Annotated in this window: 21 protein-coding genes; 19 read left to right on the forward strand and 2 right to left on the reverse strand. The window is 58.5% G+C overall.

Going from position 1 to position 19910, the window contains the following annotated elements:
• Nucleotides 1–9: 9 nt before the first annotated feature.
• The 11 genes from OC446_RS18585 to OC446_RS18635 all read left to right on the forward strand — a co-directional run bounded on the left by OC446_RS18585 (nucleotide 10) and on the right by OC446_RS18635 (nucleotide 12982).
• Entirely contained in the window at nucleotides 10–1182 is a 1173-nt protein-coding gene (locus OC446_RS18585; RefSeq protein WP_262030516.1) for an RAD52 family DNA repair protein, read from the forward strand.
• 56 nt (nucleotides 1183–1238) lie between these two features.
• Complete coding sequence (locus OC446_RS18590) at nucleotides 1239–2279, forward strand: hypothetical protein (protein ID WP_262030517.1); 1041 nt, start codon at nucleotides 1239–1241, stop codon at nucleotides 2277–2279.
• 113 nt (nucleotides 2280–2392) lie between these two features.
• Nucleotides 2393–5755, forward strand: coding sequence for a hypothetical protein (locus tag OC446_RS18595; RefSeq protein ID WP_262030518.1), 3363 nt, complete (start codon nucleotides 2393–2395; stop codon nucleotides 5753–5755).
• A 73-nt stretch (nucleotides 5756–5828) separates the two neighbouring features.
• Nucleotides 5829–6257: a hypothetical protein gene (locus OC446_RS18600; protein ID WP_262030519.1), complete on the forward strand. Its 429-nt coding sequence runs from the start codon at nucleotides 5829–5831 to the stop codon at nucleotides 6255–6257.
• Nucleotides 6258–6394: 137 nt separating this feature from the next.
• Complete coding sequence (locus OC446_RS18605) at nucleotides 6395–6805, forward strand: single-stranded DNA-binding protein (protein WP_262030520.1); 411 nt, start codon at nucleotides 6395–6397, stop codon at nucleotides 6803–6805.
• On the forward strand, nucleotides 6802–7278 hold the full coding sequence (locus OC446_RS18610; RefSeq protein WP_262030521.1) for a hypothetical protein: 477 nt from the start codon (nucleotides 6802–6804) through the stop codon (nucleotides 7276–7278). Before OC446_RS18605 ends, OC446_RS18610 begins: the two co-directional genes overlap by 4 nt.
• A gap of 2 nt (nucleotides 7279–7280) precedes the next feature.
• Entirely contained in the window at nucleotides 7281–7601 is a 321-nt protein-coding gene (locus OC446_RS18615) for a hypothetical protein (protein ID WP_262030522.1), read from the forward strand.
• A gap of 14 nt (nucleotides 7602–7615) precedes the next feature.
• Nucleotides 7616–9772: an ATP-dependent helicase gene (locus OC446_RS18620; RefSeq protein WP_262030523.1), complete on the forward strand. Its 2157-nt coding sequence runs from the start codon at nucleotides 7616–7618 to the stop codon at nucleotides 9770–9772.
• Between the two features lie 75 nt (nucleotides 9773–9847).
• A complete protein-coding gene (locus OC446_RS18625) occupies nucleotides 9848–10405 on the forward strand; it encodes a hypothetical protein (protein ID WP_262030524.1) in 558 nt (185 codons plus the stop codon).
• Nucleotides 10406–10562: 157 nt separating this feature from the next.
• Complete coding sequence (locus OC446_RS18630; protein ID WP_262030525.1) at nucleotides 10563–12443, forward strand: hypothetical protein; 1881 nt, start codon at nucleotides 10563–10565, stop codon at nucleotides 12441–12443.
• 197 nt (nucleotides 12444–12640) lie between these two features.
• Nucleotides 12641–12982 carry a hypothetical protein gene (locus OC446_RS18635; RefSeq protein ID WP_262030526.1) on the forward strand — a complete coding sequence of 114 codons (342 nt, stop codon included), beginning with the start codon at nucleotides 12641–12643 and terminating at the stop codon, nucleotides 12980–12982.
• Between the two features lie 347 nt (nucleotides 12983–13329).
• On the opposite strand, the gene OC446_RS18640 is transcribed toward OC446_RS18635, so the two are convergent.
• The gene (locus OC446_RS18640) at nucleotides 13330–13647 is read right to left on the reverse strand and encodes a hypothetical protein (RefSeq protein WP_203447121.1); all 318 of its coding nucleotides are present in this window, start codon (nucleotides 13645–13647) and stop codon (nucleotides 13330–13332) included.
• A 149-nt stretch (nucleotides 13648–13796) separates the two neighbouring features.
• On the opposite strand from OC446_RS18640, the gene OC446_RS18645 reads away from it, so the two are divergent.
• From OC446_RS18645 to OC446_RS18680, 8 genes are all read left to right on the forward strand, one after another.
• On the forward strand, nucleotides 13797–14192 hold the full coding sequence (locus OC446_RS18645; protein ID WP_262030527.1) for a hypothetical protein: 396 nt from the start codon (nucleotides 13797–13799) through the stop codon (nucleotides 14190–14192).
• 41 nt (nucleotides 14193–14233) lie between these two features.
• On the forward strand, nucleotides 14234–16000 hold the full coding sequence (locus OC446_RS18650; RefSeq protein ID WP_262030528.1) for an ATP-dependent RecD-like DNA helicase: 1767 nt from the start codon (nucleotides 14234–14236) through the stop codon (nucleotides 15998–16000).
• Nucleotides 16001–16057: 57 nt separating this feature from the next.
• Nucleotides 16058–16627 carry a hypothetical protein gene (locus tag OC446_RS18655; protein WP_262030529.1) on the forward strand — a complete coding sequence of 190 codons (570 nt, stop codon included), beginning with the start codon at nucleotides 16058–16060 and terminating at the stop codon, nucleotides 16625–16627.
• Nucleotides 16628–16629: 2 nt separating this feature from the next.
• Entirely contained in the window at nucleotides 16630–17232 is a 603-nt protein-coding gene (locus tag OC446_RS18660; protein WP_262030530.1) for a hypothetical protein, read from the forward strand.
• A gap of 40 nt (nucleotides 17233–17272) precedes the next feature.
• Nucleotides 17273–17983, forward strand: coding sequence for a hypothetical protein (locus OC446_RS18665; RefSeq protein WP_262030531.1), 711 nt, complete (start codon nucleotides 17273–17275; stop codon nucleotides 17981–17983).
• Nucleotides 17984–18060: 77 nt separating this feature from the next.
• Nucleotides 18061–18528, forward strand: a complete 468-nt coding sequence (locus OC446_RS18670) for a hypothetical protein (RefSeq protein ID WP_262030532.1) — start codon at nucleotides 18061–18063, stop codon at nucleotides 18526–18528.
• A 119-nt stretch (nucleotides 18529–18647) separates the two neighbouring features.
• Nucleotides 18648–19259, forward strand: a complete 612-nt coding sequence (locus tag OC446_RS18675; RefSeq protein ID WP_262030533.1) for a uracil-DNA glycosylase family protein — start codon at nucleotides 18648–18650, stop codon at nucleotides 19257–19259.
• A 72-nt stretch (nucleotides 19260–19331) separates the two neighbouring features.
• A complete protein-coding gene (locus OC446_RS18680; RefSeq protein ID WP_262030534.1) occupies nucleotides 19332–19619 on the forward strand; it encodes a hypothetical protein in 288 nt (95 codons plus the stop codon).
• Nucleotides 19620–19670: 51 nt separating this feature from the next.
• On the opposite strand, the gene OC446_RS18685 is transcribed toward OC446_RS18680, so the two are convergent.
• On the reverse strand, nucleotides 19671–19910 hold a 240-nt coding region (locus tag OC446_RS18685), incomplete at its 5' end, for an ATP-binding protein (protein ID WP_262030535.1).

Raw genomic sequence — 19910 nt, forward strand, 5'->3', positions numbered from 1 at the left:
GAGGTTCAAATGCCAGCACGCACTAACTCGGACGTGGTGATAGCCTTAAAAGAAAAGGTCGCCAACGAGAACAAGAAGGACCGCCAGGGCGATAATAGGTCGAAACTCTATTATGTTAAAATGGAGTACGACGCGACCAAGCTCGACGAGATTTTCGGCCCGGAAAACTGGAGCGCGGAGATTCTCAATCAGGAATCCCGTGTTTGGGAGCAGGATCTCGTCAGCTTCAAACAGAACAAGCAAGAGGTTTACAAAGCTCGGGTCGCCTCGGCCTGGGTCACCGTTCGGTTGACCGTCAAATTCCCTGACGGAAGAGAAACCTTCCGCGACGGCGTCGGCGCCGGTGACGCGATCCGGCGTGCCGATAATCCAAACTCTGTGGAGGCTGAAGGTCTGGCCCTAAAAGCCGCCGGAACGGACGCCATCAAGCGTGCTGCAACCCTCCTCGGCAACATCTTTGGCCGCGGCATGGAAAAGGACGGTACGCAGCGGTACGATTATGATTACGTCCCACCTTTGGATGATGAGGCGGACGAGGAAACCCGTCCCACCTCGGACGTCGTAATCGCCAATGACGTCGGCCAGCCCCAGAACCCGCCTCAGCAGCAGGTCCAATCCCAATCTCGGCCCCAGGCGCAGACGAGGCCCCAGCCTCAGTCCCAGTCGCCGCAGCCGAGGACACAGGCTTCGGCCCAGCAGCCGTCCCGTCCTCAACAGCATCACGAGCCAAATGTCACCAGCGGCCTGTCACGCCAGGCTCCGGAACACGCTCCGGTGGCCCCGACCGCCCAGCCGCAGCATGCCTCCCAGTCCGGGCCGGCGGACGACTTCGATAATGCCCTGAATCAGGCCCCCGTCGATGTCCGCACCCTCACCGATCCGCTCTCCGAGCACCTGCGGTTGATCATCCCACAGGGAAACCTGATTGAAGTTGGTATCCCTGAGCGGTGGAAGAACATCTTCTCGCAGATCAATGAGGCCCGGAAGAACTGGGTCACAACAGTCGAAGATGTAGTCACGATGAAGGCTCACATGGCCGACTTCAGGAAGCGCGCCACTAACGAGAACATCATCTCGGGCACTTCTGCCGGTGCGAAAGACATCAAGCATTACTTCGACACGATGGACACGTTCATCGAAAAGCGCCGTCAACATATCCTTGGCATAGGCCAAGCGGCGTAGGCCTAAACGGGCCCCGCATCCTGCGGGGCCTTTTCTGTGCGCCAATCAATAATCCCTTGGAACCAGGGGAAAGTGAAAACCCCGAAAGCTCGTTGAGTACAATGTCAGAGAACCTCAAGCTCTCCGCAGGTGACCTTGCCAAACAGATCGGAAGTGGGAAGGAGCGCCGCTACAGCGACGACGAATGGGAAACGCTGTGTCCCGCCCACGATGACCGCAAGCCGTCCCTCGTCATTACGCAAAAGGGGGACCGGCTTCTCCTCTACTGTCGGGCAGCCTGCGCCCAGAGCGTTATCCTCGATAGGCTCAGGAGCAAGTACCAGATCGAGCCCAGGCAGCTCGGACGCACCCAGAAGCGCGAGTTGCGGTGCGATGGCACCCAACCGCGCCAGCGCGTTGCGCCCACGGAGCGCCGGAAGAAGAAGGGGCTCCCCGACGGCGCGATCTACGCGGGCACGTCCCAACAGGGAAAGCCGCCTTCATTCCTCCTCAAGAACAACAATGGGGTGTGGTCTTGGCACGACCGGCATGGCCGCGAGTGCTTTTACACAGTGCGTTTCGATGACCCAGAAGGCGGCAAAGATATCAAGCCCCTCACCCCCTGGATGATTAAGGGCAAGGTGCAGTGGATCCGATATGCCCCTCCGGATCCGCACCCGATGTACGATCTTCACCTGGACGATGGCGAGAGCCCTGTCCTCGCCGTCGAAGGGGAAAAGACCGCCGAAGCTGCCAAGAAGCTTATTACCCGGCCTTCGGAGATCTTCGGCGGCACCGTCCCTTGGACCACCACCACCCTTGGAGGTTCTCGGAAGGTCCACATGGCCGATCTTGACCCCTTGGAAGGCCGGGACCTGTTCATCGCCCAGGATATGGATGCCGCCGGTCTCAGTTATGCGTCCCAGTTCCTGAGAAGTAAGGCACGGTCCATCACTTTAATTCGGATGCCACGATCCGCGCTCCCTAATGCAAGGGGCGCTCGGACAGAGGATATCGAGCCCGGATATGATTTGGACGATTTCCGGCAGGAAGGCTGGACGCTCGACCATTTGGAGGAGATCGCCCGCAAAAAATATCTGCTTTTCCGCCTCAGATAACAGATCAAGTGACGAAACCGATATGAAAAGCGGCAAAACTGCGTTATAATTCGTTTTGCCGGGATACCCCATCCACCCTTTGTTCTTTTCATCGTGCCAGGAGCAAACTCCCGATGAGCGCTAAGTCCTTCCTGAACCACTCCGATGCCCCGTTCCGGCGAGACATTACTGTCATCACCATCGGCGATCGTCACCCGATCCAGGACCCCAACCGCCCGCAGTTCGGCAGCGACCGTGATAAGGCTGCCTCCTTCGCATTCCACATCGAGCAGTCCCTGACCCAGGACAACGAGCTTGCTCGCGCTTCCTACTGGAATGAGCTTCGCGCCATCGCAGCTGTCGCCACCCGTGGCGTCCTCTCGGCCGAGCAGGGCCGCCGCCAGGTGCGCGACCGTGCCAATCAGGCTCTTGAGGCCAGCGACGTCGACCTGACCCCCCGTCAGATCGAAGGCACCATGAACGTCACGATGGCCAAGCGCCAGTTGACGGACCTGATGCCGAAGAACCTCACGGTAGCCCAGACTAATCAGGTCCTTACCCGCCTCGTCAATGAGGCGATCGGTACCGCTCAGGGCCACATTATCACTGATGACAGCGACTCGACGGTTGTTCGCCTCCGGAACACGCAGGCCTATCGCACCCTTACCAAGGCTGTCGGCGATATCTATGCCGATACGACCGTTCCCTTCAAAGATGACGAGGATGAGCTCGGGAACATCAAGGATGTCTCCGCGGACCGCCGCGAGCAGATGACCCGCCAGATTCTTCGTTCCTCTTTTGCTCCGGAGGGCAAAGCCCCGGCGCAGCAGGCGGCAGACCCGTTTGTCGGCAACGAGACTTTCGAGCAGGCCGTCTATAACCGCCTGCGCCTCGGCTCCATGATTTCGGAGGTGATTTCCGACGAGAAGGAGCGCCGCATGTTCGCGGCCTTCATCGACAATGCCGCCATGGGCGTCCTCGACGGCACCAAGGACCGCCCCGAGTGGATCCTGCGTACCGGGATGGACAAGCAGAAGGAAAACTACGACCAGCTGGTGGCAAGCGGCTCTGACCGGGCCGAGAAGCACGGGTTCACGGCTGACCTCAATGCCCTCGCCAAGGAGGTTCTCGCCTCAGACCTCTTCCAGAGCCAGAAGCAGGCCCTGGCCGACCTTCAGAAGAGCGGCCTGGAGCGCAATGCGATCACGGCTGCCATGGGCCGCCACGCCTCGCAGCAGATGGACCGGACTGATTTCGTCATGGCTTCCCGTCAGCAGGCGCTGATTGCCGAAGCCTGGGTCTCGTTTGCAGCCTCGGCTGGTCCGAACGTGCCATCCCGCACCGCAATCGCGAACGCCGCCAAGCAGATCCGGGAGGACTTCTCCCGCCCGGTCGAGATGGCGTCTTACAAGAAGGCCGAGGACGGGAAGATCGTCCCGGTGAAGATGACGATCCGCCCTGCCCTCTTCGGCCCCGAAACCAGCGGGCTGAAGTTCCCGACGGTCGCCGTTGAAGGCTCCCGCTTCTATAAGAATGCCGGCGCCATCAACGACTACGTGGCTCAAATCGCGGTGGCCAACAAGGCTCTTCCGCCCCACACCCGCACCAGCCTCGTCGTCACCGTGGATGACAAGTCCAAGTCCTATAAGGCCCTGACTGAGGCGGCCGAGAAGAACGGCTTTGGCGTGATCAACGCCACGGTCTCTGCCAAGACCACCCGGATGAAGATTGTCGGGGAGAACGGCGCCAAGTCGTTCAACGAGCGCAAGATGCAAATCACTGTGCCGAACCCGTCCAACCCGGATGAAGCCTTTGATCTGTACTCCCGTGAGGGTCAGCGCGCCGCCCGTGGCAAGCTCATCGTCCTGCATCCGGATGGCAAATCCGACAACCAGGCCCGTATGATCGGCTGGCAGGTCGCCCAGTCCATCTCCAACAAGGTCGCCGTCTTCGGGCTTGAGCAGAACGACTACAACACCTGCCAGCACGTCCGGCGCGGTGTCGAAGGGGGCAAGCAGATCGAGGTTCGGGACAACGCCGGCGCTCCGGTCAACCTGGAGGAAGCCTACAAGACTGCCGTCATGGGTGCTCCGACCCCTCAGGAACGAGCTCGCCGTGAAATCCAGAGCTGCGCTGCCGGTCTCATCAATCCGGAAACTCCTGGCATCAGCCCGGAGCAGAAGACCATCGCCACGGTCAACAGCCTCGCTCTGGCCCAAGTGTGCGGCATCAAGAACCTCGAGGTCATTCAGAAGCAATTCTCGACCTTGGGCGATGTGGTCGAGTTCGCGTCGCGGTCCGGCAAGAACGTCGTGACGCTCAGCAAGGAGGAAATGGCATCCCTTCGCCCGGTCGCTGCTGCCCTCCGGGGTGGTGTCGAAAAGCTTCGCAACCCGGCCGCTCTGGAGGCCCTGCTCCTCGCTTCATCCATGAAGGTTGAGGCAGCGAAGCAGAACGATATGCGCTATGACCTGACGTCGGACTTCGCCAAGGCTCGCGCCCTGCCTGTCGTGGTCTACGGAGAGCCGTCTGTAGGCAACGCTGTTGCGATCATCGGTCACGACAATGAGATCGGAGCAAAGACGAAGGGCGCTATCGAGCAGCTTGTCGTCGAGGCCCGTGACAAGGGAGCGATCATCCACACCACCGCCGAAAAGGGCATTGGTGAGGCTGTGATCGAGGCTGCCTCGAAACACGGGGCGAAGTTCGTCGCGTTCTCCCCTGACCGGGACGCTTCGGGTCTATCCGATAAGGCTGTAGACGCTCTGTTCGACGCCATTAACAACGGCAGCGGATCCATGGTCTCAGCCCAGGGCTTTGGCAAGAACGAGATGGCCGCGAACCGGACCAAGGTTCTGCAGATGGCTACCGAAACGGCGAAGAGCGTCGTGCTCGCCGCCGCCAGCGACAAGGACGTGTCAGCCCTGATCGCGGTCGAGTCCGGTCAGACCCGTCCGGTCGCCACCCTCTCGCCGAACCCCGAGGAGTTCTTGAACTTCACGGCGAATGTTGCCCTCACCCGCGAAATGGGAACCATCACGGCCAAGACCGGCCGCGGCGGAAACACCATCAGCCCGGTCGGTGTCGGCTTCCAGGGTGAGGACGGCGTATTCGAAAGCAACGGCTACAACGCTGACGGTGGCATGGACCCGCAGTCCAGCCCGATGGTTCGCGTTGCGTCGTTCTCCCGTCCGGCCACTGTCATCATGAAGACCGGCGAAATGGGGGCGTTCATCGAAAACGTTGAAGCCGGAAAGGCCAACACCCTGACCCGCGACGACCTCAACGGTCTGACGGCGGCTCAGATTGCTCTCAAGTATGGAGTTGTGAGGCACCCAAGCGAGTATGAGCAAAAGAGTGCTAAATCCCCTGAAGAGATCTCCGTTGCCCTCGCGGACAATGACAAGCGCGAGTTGGAAACGAAGCTCTCAAAGCTAGCAGCCAATGACAAGTTCCGTGTGGTTGCCAGGGCCCAGCAAAATGGGATCGGGATGTAACCTCTTCTAACAATCTGGTGACCATCAGCCCCGGCCCTCGGCCGGGGCTTTTTCGTTCCAAAGGAGGCAGACCATGATGCAGGATGTTCAGACCCGCCAGCAGGCTTTCTTCACTGTAGGTGAATGGGATGGCCGCTCGGTTCATGTCACCCGTCGGGTCTATCAGCGCGCCATTGGCACGGATCCCGATTTCACCGGCTTCGATGGAGCCGATATGCGAGCCTTGGCCCTGGTTGAGGCTTTCGCCAGTGCTGCAGCGGCCCCGCTCCGCTCTGACCCGGAGACAAAGTCCGTCACCTTCTCCCACACAGTTGCCGATCGCGACTGGAATGGAGATCCGGAGAAGATCGAGGATCAGCGCGTTGCGCTCGTCGCCACAATCTCCCGCCGGTCTGTCACCATTGATTTCAACGTCCGTCGCGTCTCCTACGACAAGGCCGACGAAGCTCGCTGGATCGATTTGTGCTCCAAATCCCGCCGGCGCTTTGCCAGGGATGTGTGATCCCCGCCACTATTAACCATCTAATCCGGCGCACGAAATAAGAAGCATTCTTTCTGCATTACACTTCGCGCTTGGGCGGGGTATACACGGATTAAGAGCTACCAAGTTTCTTGATTTGCGAATCAACGGAGAAAGCCATGTCTTGGCTTAATCAAATCTCCCTCTGCGGGATCGTGAAGGGCGATATCAGCATCAAATCCTTCGACGGTTCGGGAGGGATGATTGCTGAGTTCACCCTCACGACCAAGGCGTCCTTCACCAAGGGAAAGGGCTCTCCGAAAGCCTCTGTCGTAGAGAAGGACGAGAACCACCGGATCGTGGTCCACTCAAAGGAGATCATCACCGATGAGATCCAGGGCGTTCTCAAAGAGGGCGACTGGGTTACCTTGAGCGGCCGTCTTCAATACCGCGCCGAGAATGAGGGGGAAACTGGATCTCCCTACATCTCCATTAAGCGCGGCAACCACTTCAATCGATTCAATTTTGCTCCCGCCGATACGGCGGAAGTGAATCCCGAGCGGGCTGCTCCCAGCGAGCTTGCCGCATGACCCTTCGTCTCGTCTCCTCGACGGATCGAGTTTCCCACCCCTCCAACAAGCCACGTGAAGGTTTCCTAACTATGGTCCCCCAGCCCAAACCCGATGACTCAGGATCGCGCGTCGTCGTTACCAAAGTGGTCGTCGAGCAATACGCCGTTGAAGGCCAGCAGACGCCAGCCAGCATCATCTCCAGCCTCGAGCGGCAGCTTGGCGACCAGTTCACCCTGAAGCGCATTTCCATAGCCGAGCCATCCGAGGGTGGCCTGATGGGCGCTCACGTCCTGAAAGAATATGACGCGAACGGCAAGGATCTGGCCCGTCGCAGTGCAGACATTGTCGACCGTGACAACAAGCTGATCGTCCGTTTCCGGTTCGACGGCGAAGAGATTGCCGGAATCGAGTTCAAGGGCAACGGAAGCGCAAAAGCAGTGATTGCGCCGCAGCTCGCAGCGCTCTGGCGTGACGGTTCAATCGAGATTTGAAAGTGGCGGGAACCCAAACCCCAAAAATTCTGACGGCCGAGGGCCGGATCGTCTTTGTCGATTTCGAGACAAAGACGGTCCACCCGACGACCGATACAGGATCAGCGGACACCGTGATCATCGGAGCACTGACTCCGGAGGGCGCGGTGAACGTGGGCGGCCGGGTTTACCGATTCATCGACATCGCTGGCAAACGTCCTGACGTCGCTGTCAGGGCGGGCCGCCTCATCGCGCTAATCGGCACAGAGGCACGCCAGGAGCCCGCCACCCAGAAGGTCGCCGTACGAAGTCCCGAGAGGGCCCTAGAGCCCACCGGAGGTTAGAAGGATAGGTTCCCATGTCTCTCGATCTCGTTTCTGCCAATCCCTTTGATCAGTTTGATCTCGACGAGTCCGAGACCCCGTTCCTGCCTTCAACGCCCGACTACGCTCTGGAGGACGATGTTTTCTCCGAGATCGAAGATCATAGCTCCCTTGGGCATGCTGCGGTCTTCGATGCGGAGGAATCCCGCGCCAAAGCCCTTACCAGCCTCATCGAGATCCAGGAGGCTGCCGTCACCCACGGGATTGATCCCCTTCTGATCCTGGCCGGCGCCGGAACCGGCAAAACGAAGTCCCTCACCTCCCGCATCGGGTTTCTCGTGGGCTCCCAGCGAGTTCAGCCCCATCAGGTCCTGGCTGTTACGTTCACCCGTAAAGCCTCCCAGGAGATGAAACACCGCCTTGCCGCCATGATGGGCCCGGTGGCGAAAGCCATGGACGTCGGTACCTTCCACGCCATTTCGGCTCGCCTCCTCCGGGACAATGCGGATCGGGCCGGGCTGGAGCCCAACTTTTCCGTCCTCGACGCTGACGACCAGAAGAACGTCGTCAAGGATTGCTATGCCAGCCTGTCCTATGGCGAGCACATCATTCCCCCGGATTCCACCGACTCCCGCCGCCAGGTCGATTATGCGTTCATCCTCGACTGCATCGAGGCCAAGAAAACCGGCCGCGGCTTCCCGCCGAACTTCAACCGCGGCACATTCCTGACGCCTCACGGAATCGAGCAGATGTACCACCGCTACGAGCGTTCCAAAGAGCGCATGAACGCGGTCGACTACAACGATATCCTGATCAAATGCCGGGACCTTCTGCGCGACGACGAGGCAGTCCGCCGGTACTATCAGACCCTCTGGCGTGCCGTCCTGGTCGACGAGTATCAGGACACCAATGACATTCAGCAGGAATGGCTCGATTTGATCACCGACCATGGGCAGGGCTGCTATTTCACCTGCGTCGGAGACGACGACCAGTCCGTCTACAGCTTCCGTGGCGCCAACATCGACAACATTCTCAGTTTTGCCGACCGCTACCCCGGCGCCCGGATCATTCGCCTGGAGCAGAACTTCCGCTCGACCCGTGCCATCCTTGATGCCGCGAACCATGTGATCGCCGGAAACGAGAGCCGTCACGGCAAGGCCCTCTTCACCAAGGGGACCCAGGGTAGCCCTGTTCTCGTCCATGAATTCTCGGAAGACCGAGGGGAGGTCTCCTGGATCGTCGACGACATCGAGAGGAAGCTCAAGGGCGGGATGCGCCCGAGCCAGATTGCGATCATCTCCCGCGCCTCTATGGAGCTCAATGGCTTCCAGCCGGCGCTGACCATGCGCCGGGTCCCCTTCACAGTCACGGCAGGGCGCAAGTACAACCAGACTGCGGAGATCAAGACCCTCTCGGCCTATCTCCGCCTGATGCTGAATCGTTCCGACAACGCTGCCTTCGAATATGCGATTGATGCCAAACCCAGAGGGTTCGGCAAGGAAAGCCTCGCTAAGCTGTCGGATACCGCCCGGATCACCGAACTTCCGATGATCGACATTCTGGCCGACCAGATTCGAAATGGAGCAATCCGGAAGGCCGCTGTCGAGAAGGTCAAGGCCTTCATCGAGTTCATCGACGAGATCGGTGATGACTACCGTCTTGGCGTTCCGCTCGACGAAGTGATCCGGAAAGTCATCGCTGAGTGCGGCATCAAAGAGCACGTCCAGGAACTCCGTGAGAAAGCCGAGAACCAGTCAGACCGCAAGAAGGCCGATCAGTTCCGCAAGCAGGCTTCGGCCATCGAAGAGCGGGTCGAACAGTACCTCTTCCATGCCAAGGAACAGACGAACATCCAGGATTTCGTCGACTCGATGAGCTTGCTGGAGACGGACAGCTCTGTCGATGACGCCGTCTGGCTCGGCACGATTCATGCGGCCAAGGGCCTGGAGTTCGATTATGTCTACCTGGTCGGCTGGGAGGAAGGGATCTTCCCTGTCGTTCGCCCCGATACCGACCTCGAGGAGGAGCGGCGTTTGGCCTATGTGGCGATGACCCGCGCCAAGCTCAGCCTTCTGATCAGCTATGCCAAAAGCCGGATCAATCGAACGAACGACGGATCAGAACGGCGCCCGAACGTCTACATTAACGATATCATCGAAGCCAATCTGTGCACGTTCAAGCAGTTCCATTAGAGCAATGCGCTTGCTTCCTTTCCCGAAGCAGGAGTTGAGGATATGACCTTTTAATTCCCCAGGTAGGATTTCACGATGATGAAGACCCTTTTGACCTTTCTCGCAGCGACGTTCGCTCTTTCCGGCGCTGCTCTCGCTCAGGACTGGCAGGTTCTGACCTACGGCAATCTGCGCAAGCCTTCTGCCGAGACCCCGGCGATGACCCAGATCTGGGGCGATCTTATTGCGGACAACAATCGCTACTTCCGCGACGAACTGAAGGATCCCCGGTTCAAGACGGGCAACGCCCCGGCCGAGTTCCTGTCCCACACGTTCACAGACGGCCAGGAGCAGATCACCGTCAGCCTGATCAACATCGCCCGTCGGTGCGATAACGGTGCGAACTCGGCTTCGAGCACCGACATCCACGGCATCTGCCCGCTGCGGGTCGTGGTGACCGGGCCCGGCGGCTCCAAGACCACGCGGACGACGGGTTGTTTCCTCGTGGTCCCGCCGGGCGATCCCTCCGGCCTTGATCCGCGCAAGAACGCGACCTTTGCCGCATACGACCCGAAGCAGCGGACCGTTACGATCCGCGCTCTTCGGGAGGGCCGTCCGCTGAACGGCTGCACCGCAACGCTGAAAATCAGCTAAGGCACCGTCCCGAAGTAAAGGCTATAAAGACGAATTAAAACGTGTATTCCTGATAGAAAGAGGGCTGGCGCCGTGGTAACCCACGATATGGCGTCAGCCCTTTTTTGTTGAAGGGCCGATGATTTGAGAACGCAACCACGGTATCGGCTGAATGAGAATGAGCGCCCCCTTACGCTGGATTGCCTTCCTGGCGATCCTCATGGTCGGATATGTCGGCTTCATATCAGAGGCTTGGGCTGGGAGGTCGCAACTCGGTCCCAAGACGAATTACTCGGCCAGCGACATCGCCAACGCCGTTCGCAACTCCAATCTCAATCCGAGCCTGCGCCAGTATGCCGACCAGATGGGCAACCTCGGGATGTTCGAATCCTCAGGTAATGCCGGCATCTATAACGGGAGTTGCTGCACGGGCATTTTTCAGCTCAACCGCTCCAATTTGGCTGCCGCCGGCTACACGCCCGAGGAATATGCAAACGCAGGGCTGGACGAGCAGGTAAGGGTATGGGCCAACCTGACCAACCAAGGAGCCAACACGGCCGTCGTTCGCCAACTGCAACAGATGGGGACCTTCGACGGCCAGCCGGTCGATGGCGCGATGATAATGGCCTGCATTCAGCTTGGTACAGGCAACTGTCAAAGGATGGTCCAGTCCGGCAAATGCTCCGGCTTCTCAGACATTAACGGAACCACGATCTGCGGGATGGCTCAAAAGATGCGGAACGGAGCCTCTACTCCAACCGAGGTTTCCGACCCGTTCCAGAACATCGCGGAGGGAACCGACACCTCCGATCTGTCCTCTCGCCCGGATCTCCAGGTTCAGGAATGCTGGGGCTGCGACGGCGTCGCCCGCGTTGTTGAGATCACCGGCCGCATCGGTCCTGCTCTCATCAACAAGTTCGGCACGGAGGCAGCGAAACTCATGGGGTTGATCTTCAGCATCGTCTTTGCGCTGCTGATCGCCGGCAGGCTGTTCTGGATCTCCCGGTCGGGCGGATGGAACGACATCTTCTGGCTGGTCATGCGGTTTACCTTCGTGATCACGCTCATCGGGACTGGATCTGTCTACACCGAAATCGTCCGCCCCTATATTCTCGTCCCGTCCATGTCTCTCGGTGGGGAACTTGGAACAAAGTTGGCCAATGTTGGAAACAACGCCTTCAAGAACAACAAATCCACCGGTGTATGCCGGTATGATCGGATCAGCGGAACCGACCAGGAAATCATCCGCGCCGGCGAGAGCGTGATCAAGCTGGTTTGCGCTGTTCACCTCACGGTCAACGAGGCGATCAAAAAGGGTTCGGAACCAGCAAGCAAAATCGAAACGGCTGACTCCTCAGTAAGAAGTACAATAGTCAGTTTTGCCCTATCGATCTTCTTCTTCATCGTCTTTGCGCTTTACTGGCTGGCGCTCTTGCTCTTCGCCTTCCAGATTGTCGAGGCGCTGGTTCGCATGGGCTTTTTCGTGGCTTTCGCCCCCTTCCTTGCCTATGCGTGGGTCTACAAGTCCACCCAGAAAACCTTCACCAACGCCCTACGGAGCTTCTTCTACGGTTCGGTTCTGCTCGTCATGTCGGGCCTCCTGTCAGCTATTGTGCTCTTCGTTCTCGCCCAGGGAATTGAGAAGGCAGGTAATCCGACCGCTATTTCGATCGGCAGCGCACAGGGAATGGGCAACGCCATCTACTTCCTGATCTATTCCTTTGCTACCGCAGCAATGGCCGCGTCGATTATGCGGGCCGCACCAAGCCTTGCCGCCTCGATCTCCAGCTACCAAGGCATGGCAGGCGAAAACTCGTTCGCTGCGGGCGCTGTCTCCAGCATCATGCATGGAGCCCGTGTGGCGGCCTCTCTGGGCGGAACAGTTGCCCTCGGCGCTGGAGGCCTGGCAGGCAGGGGTGCCGGGTTTGCCGGTCCCAAGGTCTGGGATTTCCTCAAGGGTGCCGCGAAGAATTCCCTTGGGGGCACCAAAGGAATTCCGAACATTCCTGGGGCGGCTTCGACCACACAAACGGTCAAAGCCTTCTCCGCTGGCCCCTAGCCGGATCGTTTTATAATCAAGAAGAGCCCTCGGCCGGATGGCGCGAGGGCTTTTGATTTTTTGAATTGGGTTGACAAGGACAGGCCCGGGAAACTCTTATGGGCCAAAGATCACTGGTGCCTGTTTTGAAATGTTATTGCTGATTAGTGAAGTGTGAAAATCGGGACGCTAGAATCCCCTAAAAGAAAGATCATCACATGTTCATCTTCGCCATCATCCTCGCTTTCCTCGCGCCGTTCTTCTGGCGTGTTTTCTGGAAGAGCTACGACGAGTTCGACGAGCTGGAAGACCGGTTTCTCGCCGGCTTGCCGGAGATCGTCGGACACATCATCGGCGCTCTCGTATTTGCCGCGCTCCTTGCGCTGGGACTCTACAAGGTCGCCGAGTTTTCGATCGAGGCTTCCTCTGGCACCGCAATCACGGTCGCGGCCGTGCTCCTGCGGCTTAATCTCGGCACCTTCGAGAGCCGGATCATCAGCAGGGTCGTCGCTTCGGTCCATGGCGGAGTGCTGGCCCTTAAGGCTCGGAGCATCCGGTAGTCTTACCAAAACGAAGGGGGCGGCCCGCTGGCCGCCCCCTTTTCTTATTCGCCCTTCGTGTCCTCGTCTGGCCCCCTAGGTCGCCTCGGTTGTGCGTGGCGTACCAGCCCAATCAGTCTTCTGCGGGCCTCAGGCTCCCGCGCTCGCCAGCACAGCAAGCCGATCAGCCCGAACAAGACCACGACTGAAAGGCCTAAAACAACTCTGATCACCAGCTCGCCCCCGGTTGAGGTCAAGAACGTGAGGCTCAGGTACCCCACCACCCCGATTACACCCAGCAGGGCAAGTTCAGCGCGGCGGCGGTACTTTCTGTCCCGGGTGCCGGAGGACTCGAACCAACTCATGGCTTAGGCCCTATGGGTCCGAGAGGTTTCCTCCTCGAGGAGTTTGCGCTCGACATACTGGCAAAGGCTCGGGTAGGTCACCAGGAACCCATCACCCGTCGGCTCCTCACGGCGGCAGAGAGCGGGCTTCAGGTTCTGATAGTCTGCCACCGAGCCCCAACACGCGAGGATATAGTCATAGATCCGCCCCTGCTGGATCTCTCGCTCCGAGATCTCGAAGTGGTGGATGAAAGGGGCGCCGTCAGAGTTCCTGAGGAAAATCACGCTGCACTTGGTTTTCGGCTCATCCTGGACGGCTCTAATTTTGGCTACGGCGTTCATCAGCGACAAGGCTCCATGAGAAAGTTTCGACCACCTGGTAGAACTCAAATTCGCAAATCAAGATTTGCAATGCGTTGGAAGGTCGTTATAACTCTTATCATAAAGGTTGGGTTAGAAGCACACATAAAAACCCAAAAGGGTTGGTTCCCATGCGCGGCACACCATTTGCGATTGCCAACAGCTTCAAGAGCGCCTCGCTCGCTTTCATCTTCCTGGTTGAGATTGCTGCCCCGTACTTGCCTGACTTCGCCGCAAGATACATCGTGGGCACGCTTCTCCCAATCAACGAGCGATATCCCATTATCCTTGTTCTCGTCGTGATCCTCGCGGCCCTCTTCATCGCAGCTTCCATGAAGGAGGTTCGCTATTGGATGAAGTTCGTTTTCAACGGCCTGGTCACACTGACCGTGATCACCGCTCCGATCGTCGTCCTCGCTCGATTTGTCCCCATCACTGTTGCTGTTGCTGTCGTAACCGTATTCTTCCTTCTGACTGGTCTTATCATCACCTTCCTCACTCCCCGGTCAGATAGCCGGCTAGCCTGACGCTGGCTGGCTTTAACTCTAGCTTCTATCTCAGGACAGAAATGCACATCAGGCTCTCACGCGCTGATATCGACCGCTATTGCCAAGACACCAGAGATTTCGAAGACCTCGACCAGCCAGAGCTTTGGCTGTCTCAAAAAGCCCGAAAGATCCTGTTCCACGCTTGTGGAATAAGCCCGAAGCTGCAGGACACGCTGGAAGCCTACTATGGTGGGCGGCTCCCGTTCGTCCTGGCAACCGACCCATTTCGTCTCTACGCCGAGATCGACGCCGTCGCCTTCGACAAGGCCGCTCGCCTTTGGCGGAGAACCGCGGAAAGCGCAGACCGGCGCTGCATGCTCCGAGCCGCAATCCTCGAAGCGTTCGATCACTTCGAGAGGGCCGGGCACACCTTCGCTGACAGTCAGACAATTCTTGACCGGATGGCGACTACGTCCGGCGCATCCATGCAGGAGATCGAGTGGGCGTGGCGCCAAGCCCTCGAGACGGGCCTCATCGTAGAGCTCAGCCTGCATGGTATCCGGCGAGCGATGCTCAATCGGGTTTTCTATGAGGAGGCGACGATTGCGACTGAGATCAAGCAGCGGCTGGGAGCTATACCCTTCTCGGTCACGGCTGCGGATGTAATCCGCCACGCCACCCGTCTGGGTATCCCGCGGATCGACGACAGCCAGGTCGAGGCCGTCATAGCCGCCTGCACTCACCGCACCACGATCATCTCCGGCGGACCGGGAACCGGAAAGACGACCATCATCAAGATCATTGCATCGATCCTGATGGAGGCAGACCAAGCTCTTGTCCCTCTATGTCTGTCCCTTCCCGCTCGGATCGCCAGAACGATCCATGAGAAAACCGGTCTGGCTGCTGATACGCTCCACAACCGGCTCGAGTACATCGACGGTACGTTTGGACGAAACAAGGATAACCCGCTCGATGAAGGGCTCATCTTCCTGGAGGAAGCCTTCATGATCGGAAACACCCTCGTCCTCGCCCTCCTCCGTGCCCTGCGCCCATCGGCGAGGCTCGTTATCATTGGCGATGCAGAGCAGATCGCGCCGATCGGCCGAGGCAAACCGATCGAAGCCCTCCTCGCTTCGGGGGCCGTCCCCTCTGTCATCCTAAACACGAATCATCGCTCGGGAGTAGGATCTACGATCCCCAGCTCAGGCAAGCGGGTGATGAAGGGACTTATGCCCCTGGTAGGCCCGGACATCCTCTATACCCAGACGATGGGGCCGAAAGACACGTTGCTCGCGGTGACCAAGGCGTGGCAAGCGGCCAAAAGCGCGGTTGGAACAGATAACGTGCAGGTGCTCACCGCCCGTCATGATGGGCCGGTCGGTACGAAGGCGATCAATGACGCTATCACTGGCCGAAGGGAATTCGCTGTCGGCGACCGGGTCATGCAGCTAAAGAATGATCGCGATCAGGACTTCTTCAATGGTGAAACCGGAACCATCGCTGACATCAGCGGAGGCACGATAAGTGTCGTGACCGATGCAGGAGTTGTGGCCGAGTTCGACCTCCGGGCAACAGGTACCCTGTCCAAGGCCTACTGCATCACGTTCCACAAGTCGCAAGGATTGGAGTGGAATACCTCGATTATCGTTGCCGATCCGGGCAATGGGAGCATGCTGGACCGCAACATGCTCAATGTCGGGATCACCCGAGCGCGTCAAAAGTGCGTCATTATCGATGAGCGAAACCAATTGCGCGTCGCCCTGTCCAAGTCATCCAGCGCCAAACGCCGGACGCTTCTCGCGCCCCTTATGGCGACCTCTCCTCAGGTTCACCGTCTCGGAACCTGATGTTTAATTCGGATTTCTGTGGTATATAGCGGCCTCCAGTGACTAGGAGCGCCTGCGATGGACGATGACAGCCTCGAAGACCAGATCAACCAGACCAGGCACAATCTCCCTGTGCGGCTTTCCGAAATCTATGGTGACTGGTCCCATGGCTGGACTACGGGGCCAAGCCTTTGCACAGCGACAGTCGAGGACACAACCGCGGACAAATCCAAGGAGGGGCGCGACAGGTCCGGGGCGGAGGATCGCGACCGGAAGCAGTCTCGCTCGAACCACACCCTCGCAAATCAGGCGCGCAAGGTCGGAAAGTCTTTGAAAGATGCAGCGCTCTCTGCAAATGACCCGGGGCGTGAAAACCTTAACTCGGCCTCACAGGAACTGAACACGGAAGCTGCAGATATAGCCTTTGCAGGTACTGCTGGGCTCATCCGGGGGCTGAAGGCCGGATACGCCTCACACAAGAGGCATGCGGAAAAGTCACAAAAGGGAAAGGACGGCGAAATTGTCTCCGCCGATCCCGCAGCGATCGACGCCTTCATCGCAAGTTTGCCGCCTCCTCCAAAAGCAATCGCGCCTCCCCTTAGGCAGCTTCCCGCTCCAGGCCGCTACTCCGGAGCCGAAAGGGATTGAACATGCTGATGGATAGACAGACTTTTTCAGATGCTGCTCTCGGACTTGTCTCCCAGGGCGTAGGGTCAGCCACCGATTGGGCCGCCGACAAGATCTCCTCAAAGGTCGCCGCTCGCTTTGCCGCGAAAGCCGGTTCACGAATGATCCCGGGGATCGGAACCGCCCTCCTGGCCTACGATGCCGTTGACCTTGGCCTCTATGCACTCACCGGGAAGTCTCTTTCCGACCGCCTCGGCGAGACTTCCGTCGGCCAGACGATCGGCTCAGCGGTCTCCAGTGCTGGAACAAGCGTTTTCGGCGCAGCCGGAAAGCTCTTTGACAACATGGGATTCACTTCGGCCGGCAACTATGCCCGTCAGGAGGCCTCCTCATATTTCTTTGGAGCGGAGGTTCCAAACCCATCTCCAGCCGGACGCGCAGCAGCCGTCTCTCAGGATAAGGCTCAGGTAAACGTTCTCGAGGACTATCTCCCGTTCGGCACAAAGCAAAATCCCCGGAGCGTCATCGATCAGGCTCTCAAATTGTTCGGATCGGCAGAGCGCATGGATGATTCATCTATGCCTGCCCCCGGCAGAAGGAGAGGTCGAGATTTCGGTCTCGACTAGGCGAGGACCAGGGGCACAAATCACAGAGGATGTGCTCTCGATGATGAACTATCTCTCCCCTTCCCAAGATGGCCGGTCCCAGCCGGCCATTTTCGTTGATAGGCCCACCTCCGTTTTCCTGGGTGAGAAACGGGCCACGAAGGATAACGGCGACGGACTGTTCTCATTTACCGTTGCGGTTCGGCCGGCTGACATTCCCGACGACCTGAAGTTCGCTCCCGCACGCAGCAACTTTAGGCTTGCCGTCGCAGTGATCGCTGACACTGGCCCCCTCATGGGCGCAACGAAAGCCCAACGATTGCCGATCAGTGATCTCGGGAATGGTTTGGTCTCCCTCGCGTTCGCCGTCCTTCCAAACTCTCTGACGGACGAGATCCTCTATTCGAAACGAGGGACGCAGATCAGGATATCAGCCCAGCCCGATCCAACCGACGACGTCAACCACACAGGATACGCACCAGAACAGCGACGGAAAACAATGCAGAGGATTGTCCTCCTCTGCAAAGAGGACGAATTTCGCCGCTGGCTCGGGAAGCACCACGACCCGGCGGGTCTGATTAAGAAAGCCTCCGGTTCACCAGATCTGTCAGAGCAGGCTGCAGCGGAAGCGATCCTAAGGCGAATAGGCGCCCATAGCCGAGCCGAAATCCTGAGGAACGCCATCGTTTGCGAACGCGCCGAATTGTTAATTCGCCTTTGGAGGGAAACCCGATTTGATCCTATCCCGATTTCCTTTGGCATAGCGGCCTAATCGGGCCTCCAAGCGCTTGAATTGTTGCGCGTAAAAGTTCATTTTTGACATCAACGAATTATGATTTGAGTTTGTTGATGGCTGACGACGCCGAATTGAAAAAGTTAATATCCGGCGCGGCCGAGAAGGTGCTGGAGCTTGTGCAGAATAAGCACGAGCTGCAACATACGATGCTGATGCTTGATCCCCAGGACATGATCCGCTCGATCAGCGTTGCATCTGACCTCGTTGAGGAAATCAGCTCCAATTGTGACGACGAGGAAACCGTCAACGAGTATCTGCGCGACAGCTACGCGTCGATCCTACGGGTTCACAAAGCGACATCCTACGCGATAGTGACACCGGCATATTTCGAAGACCCAAAAACTGGGGCCAGTGATCTGGTTGTCGTTTTAGGCGCGTACACAGATCGTAGCAGCCTGACCGGCTACTTCCCCGTTCGGACTGAAGCCGGAAATCCGAAGGTTGACCCTTTCATTGCCGATCAGGCCGTCGAGAAGGCGTTCAACTTCAAAGGCCTTCTGTCCCCAATCACAGTCCACTGAATTGAACATGGCACGCGGCAAGCCAAATCGAGTGGCAAACCCCCAAAAGAACCTCTTCAGATCATCAGAGATCGGACTGGCAAGACCATCCGCCTCCTGGTGACAGGATCCAAGGAACCATGCGCAATCCTCTCCCACCCGGAACGCTAGCGGGCCCGATCGGGCCTCAGTTGCCAATATCAGCCTGGAATGGTCTGGCTATCATAGGTGAGGCGCCCGGTCGGCAGGAGATCATCAATGGAATCCCCTTCACCGGGCCTGCCGGCGAATTGCTGAACAAGCTGCTGGATCGTGTTGGGATCAAGCGTGAGGAAACGCTCATCACGAACTGCTTTGCGCACCAACCTGCCTGGAGCGCCAATCAGGACGGCAAACGCCGCAACAACGACATCCTGAATTTCTTCACGCTAGATCAGACGATCGCAAATCCCAACCTTCCGGCCTATCGAGGGCGCTATCTCCTCGAAGATCTTGCCAGTGATCTACGGGCGACTTGGCGTTTGCTCCGCGATATGAAGCCGAAAGCCATTCTGGCAATGGGATCAACGGCGCTCTGGGGCATGACCCACCTTGAGGGATTAACCGAGAACCGCGGCCAGACGTTGACCACACGCGCCTGCGATGCCCCACTGATCCCGACGTTTCACCCGGCTTTCGTCCTGCACCGCAAGGACGACAAACTCGCCGACCGGATCGAAGAGGATATGAGGAAGGTACTTCCTCTCCTCTGACGTAAGCAGAAGATCCAAACCTAAAAACCCCAAGAAAAATCGGCTGCTGCCTTAACCCCTTGAGGATTCTCAATGTCCGGGAACAATCCTGCTTATTCTCCTTTCATTAATCACACCGCAGAGCTTGAGACAATTAGCGCGGAGACAATCACTCACTCCGAAAATGTAACTGGTGTTCCCGCTAACGATGACAGCTCGTCGGCGACCTTTGGTTCGAAATTTCGCTTCTTCAAGCATGCGGATTCCGACGAAGTCGGCCAGTTGTTCCGACGCGATGTCGGCCATGCATTCCGATTTCAAGCCGGCCATGCATTCCGATTTCAAGCCGGCCATGATTCCGATCTGAAGTCGGCCACCTGAGGATGGTCCCTGGGTCCTTGTGCTGCAGCGTGAGTGACACTCCAGCGAAGGTCAAGCCGCCCCGTCGAGGGTGCGGGTCTTGCGCAGGCTCTCGCCCGTCAAACTCAGGCGATAGGCGTTGTGGACAACCCGGTCGAGAATGGCATCCGCCAGCGTCGGAATGCCAATCATCTCGTACCACTTCTCCACCGGCACCTGGCTGGTGATCAGCAGCGAGCCGGAATCGTACCGGTCCTCGACGATCTCCATCAGATCCCGCTGCTGTTCAGGGGTGAGCGGCTCCGGGCCCCA

The sequence above is a fragment of the Microvirga sp. Mcv34 genome (assembly GCF_024519725.1).
Taxonomy (GTDB): Bacteria; Pseudomonadota; Alphaproteobacteria; order Rhizobiales; family Beijerinckiaceae; genus Microvirga.

Coding starts and splice junctions, on each gene's coding strand:
- OC446_RS18655 (WP_262030529.1), top strand. CDS start 16,058: ATGGACGATGACAGCCTCGAAGACCAGATCAACCAGACCAGGCACAAT.
- OC446_RS18625 (WP_262030524.1), top strand. CDS start 9,848: ATGATGAAGACCCTTTTGACCTTTCTCGCAGCGACGTTCGCTCTTTCC.
- OC446_RS18620 (WP_262030523.1), top strand. CDS start 7,616: ATGTCTCTCGATCTCGTTTCTGCCAATCCCTTTGATCAGTTTGATCTC.
- OC446_RS18635 (WP_262030526.1), top strand. CDS start 12,641: ATGTTCATCTTCGCCATCATCCTCGCTTTCCTCGCGCCGTTCTTCTGG.
- OC446_RS18680 (WP_262030534.1), top strand. CDS start 19,332: ATGTCCGGGAACAATCCTGCTTATTCTCCTTTCATTAATCACACCGCA.
- OC446_RS18665 (WP_262030531.1), top strand. CDS start 17,273: ATGATGAACTATCTCTCCCCTTCCCAAGATGGCCGGTCCCAGCCGGCC.
- OC446_RS18610 (WP_262030521.1), top strand. CDS start 6,802: ATGACCCTTCGTCTCGTCTCCTCGACGGATCGAGTTTCCCACCCCTCC.
- OC446_RS18670 (WP_262030532.1), top strand. CDS start 18,061: ATGGCTGACGACGCCGAATTGAAAAAGTTAATATCCGGCGCGGCCGAG.
- OC446_RS18640 (WP_203447121.1), bottom strand. CDS start 13,647: ATGAACGCCGTAGCCAAAATTAGAGCCGTCCAGGATGAGCCGAAAACC.
- OC446_RS18630 (WP_262030525.1), top strand. CDS start 10,563: ATGAGCGCCCCCTTACGCTGGATTGCCTTCCTGGCGATCCTCATGGTC.
- OC446_RS18600 (WP_262030519.1), top strand. CDS start 5,829: ATGATGCAGGATGTTCAGACCCGCCAGCAGGCTTTCTTCACTGTAGGT.
- OC446_RS18645 (WP_262030527.1), top strand. CDS start 13,797: ATGCGCGGCACACCATTTGCGATTGCCAACAGCTTCAAGAGCGCCTCG.
- OC446_RS18650 (WP_262030528.1), top strand. CDS start 14,234: ATGCACATCAGGCTCTCACGCGCTGATATCGACCGCTATTGCCAAGAC.
- OC446_RS18595 (WP_262030518.1), top strand. CDS start 2,393: ATGAGCGCTAAGTCCTTCCTGAACCACTCCGATGCCCCGTTCCGGCGA.
- OC446_RS18675 (WP_262030533.1), top strand. CDS start 18,648: ATGCGCAATCCTCTCCCACCCGGAACGCTAGCGGGCCCGATCGGGCCT.
- OC446_RS18585 (WP_262030516.1), top strand. CDS start 10: ATGCCAGCACGCACTAACTCGGACGTGGTGATAGCCTTAAAAGAAAAG.
- OC446_RS18660 (WP_262030530.1), top strand. CDS start 16,630: ATGCTGATGGATAGACAGACTTTTTCAGATGCTGCTCTCGGACTTGTC.
- OC446_RS18605 (WP_262030520.1), top strand. CDS start 6,395: ATGTCTTGGCTTAATCAAATCTCCCTCTGCGGGATCGTGAAGGGCGAT.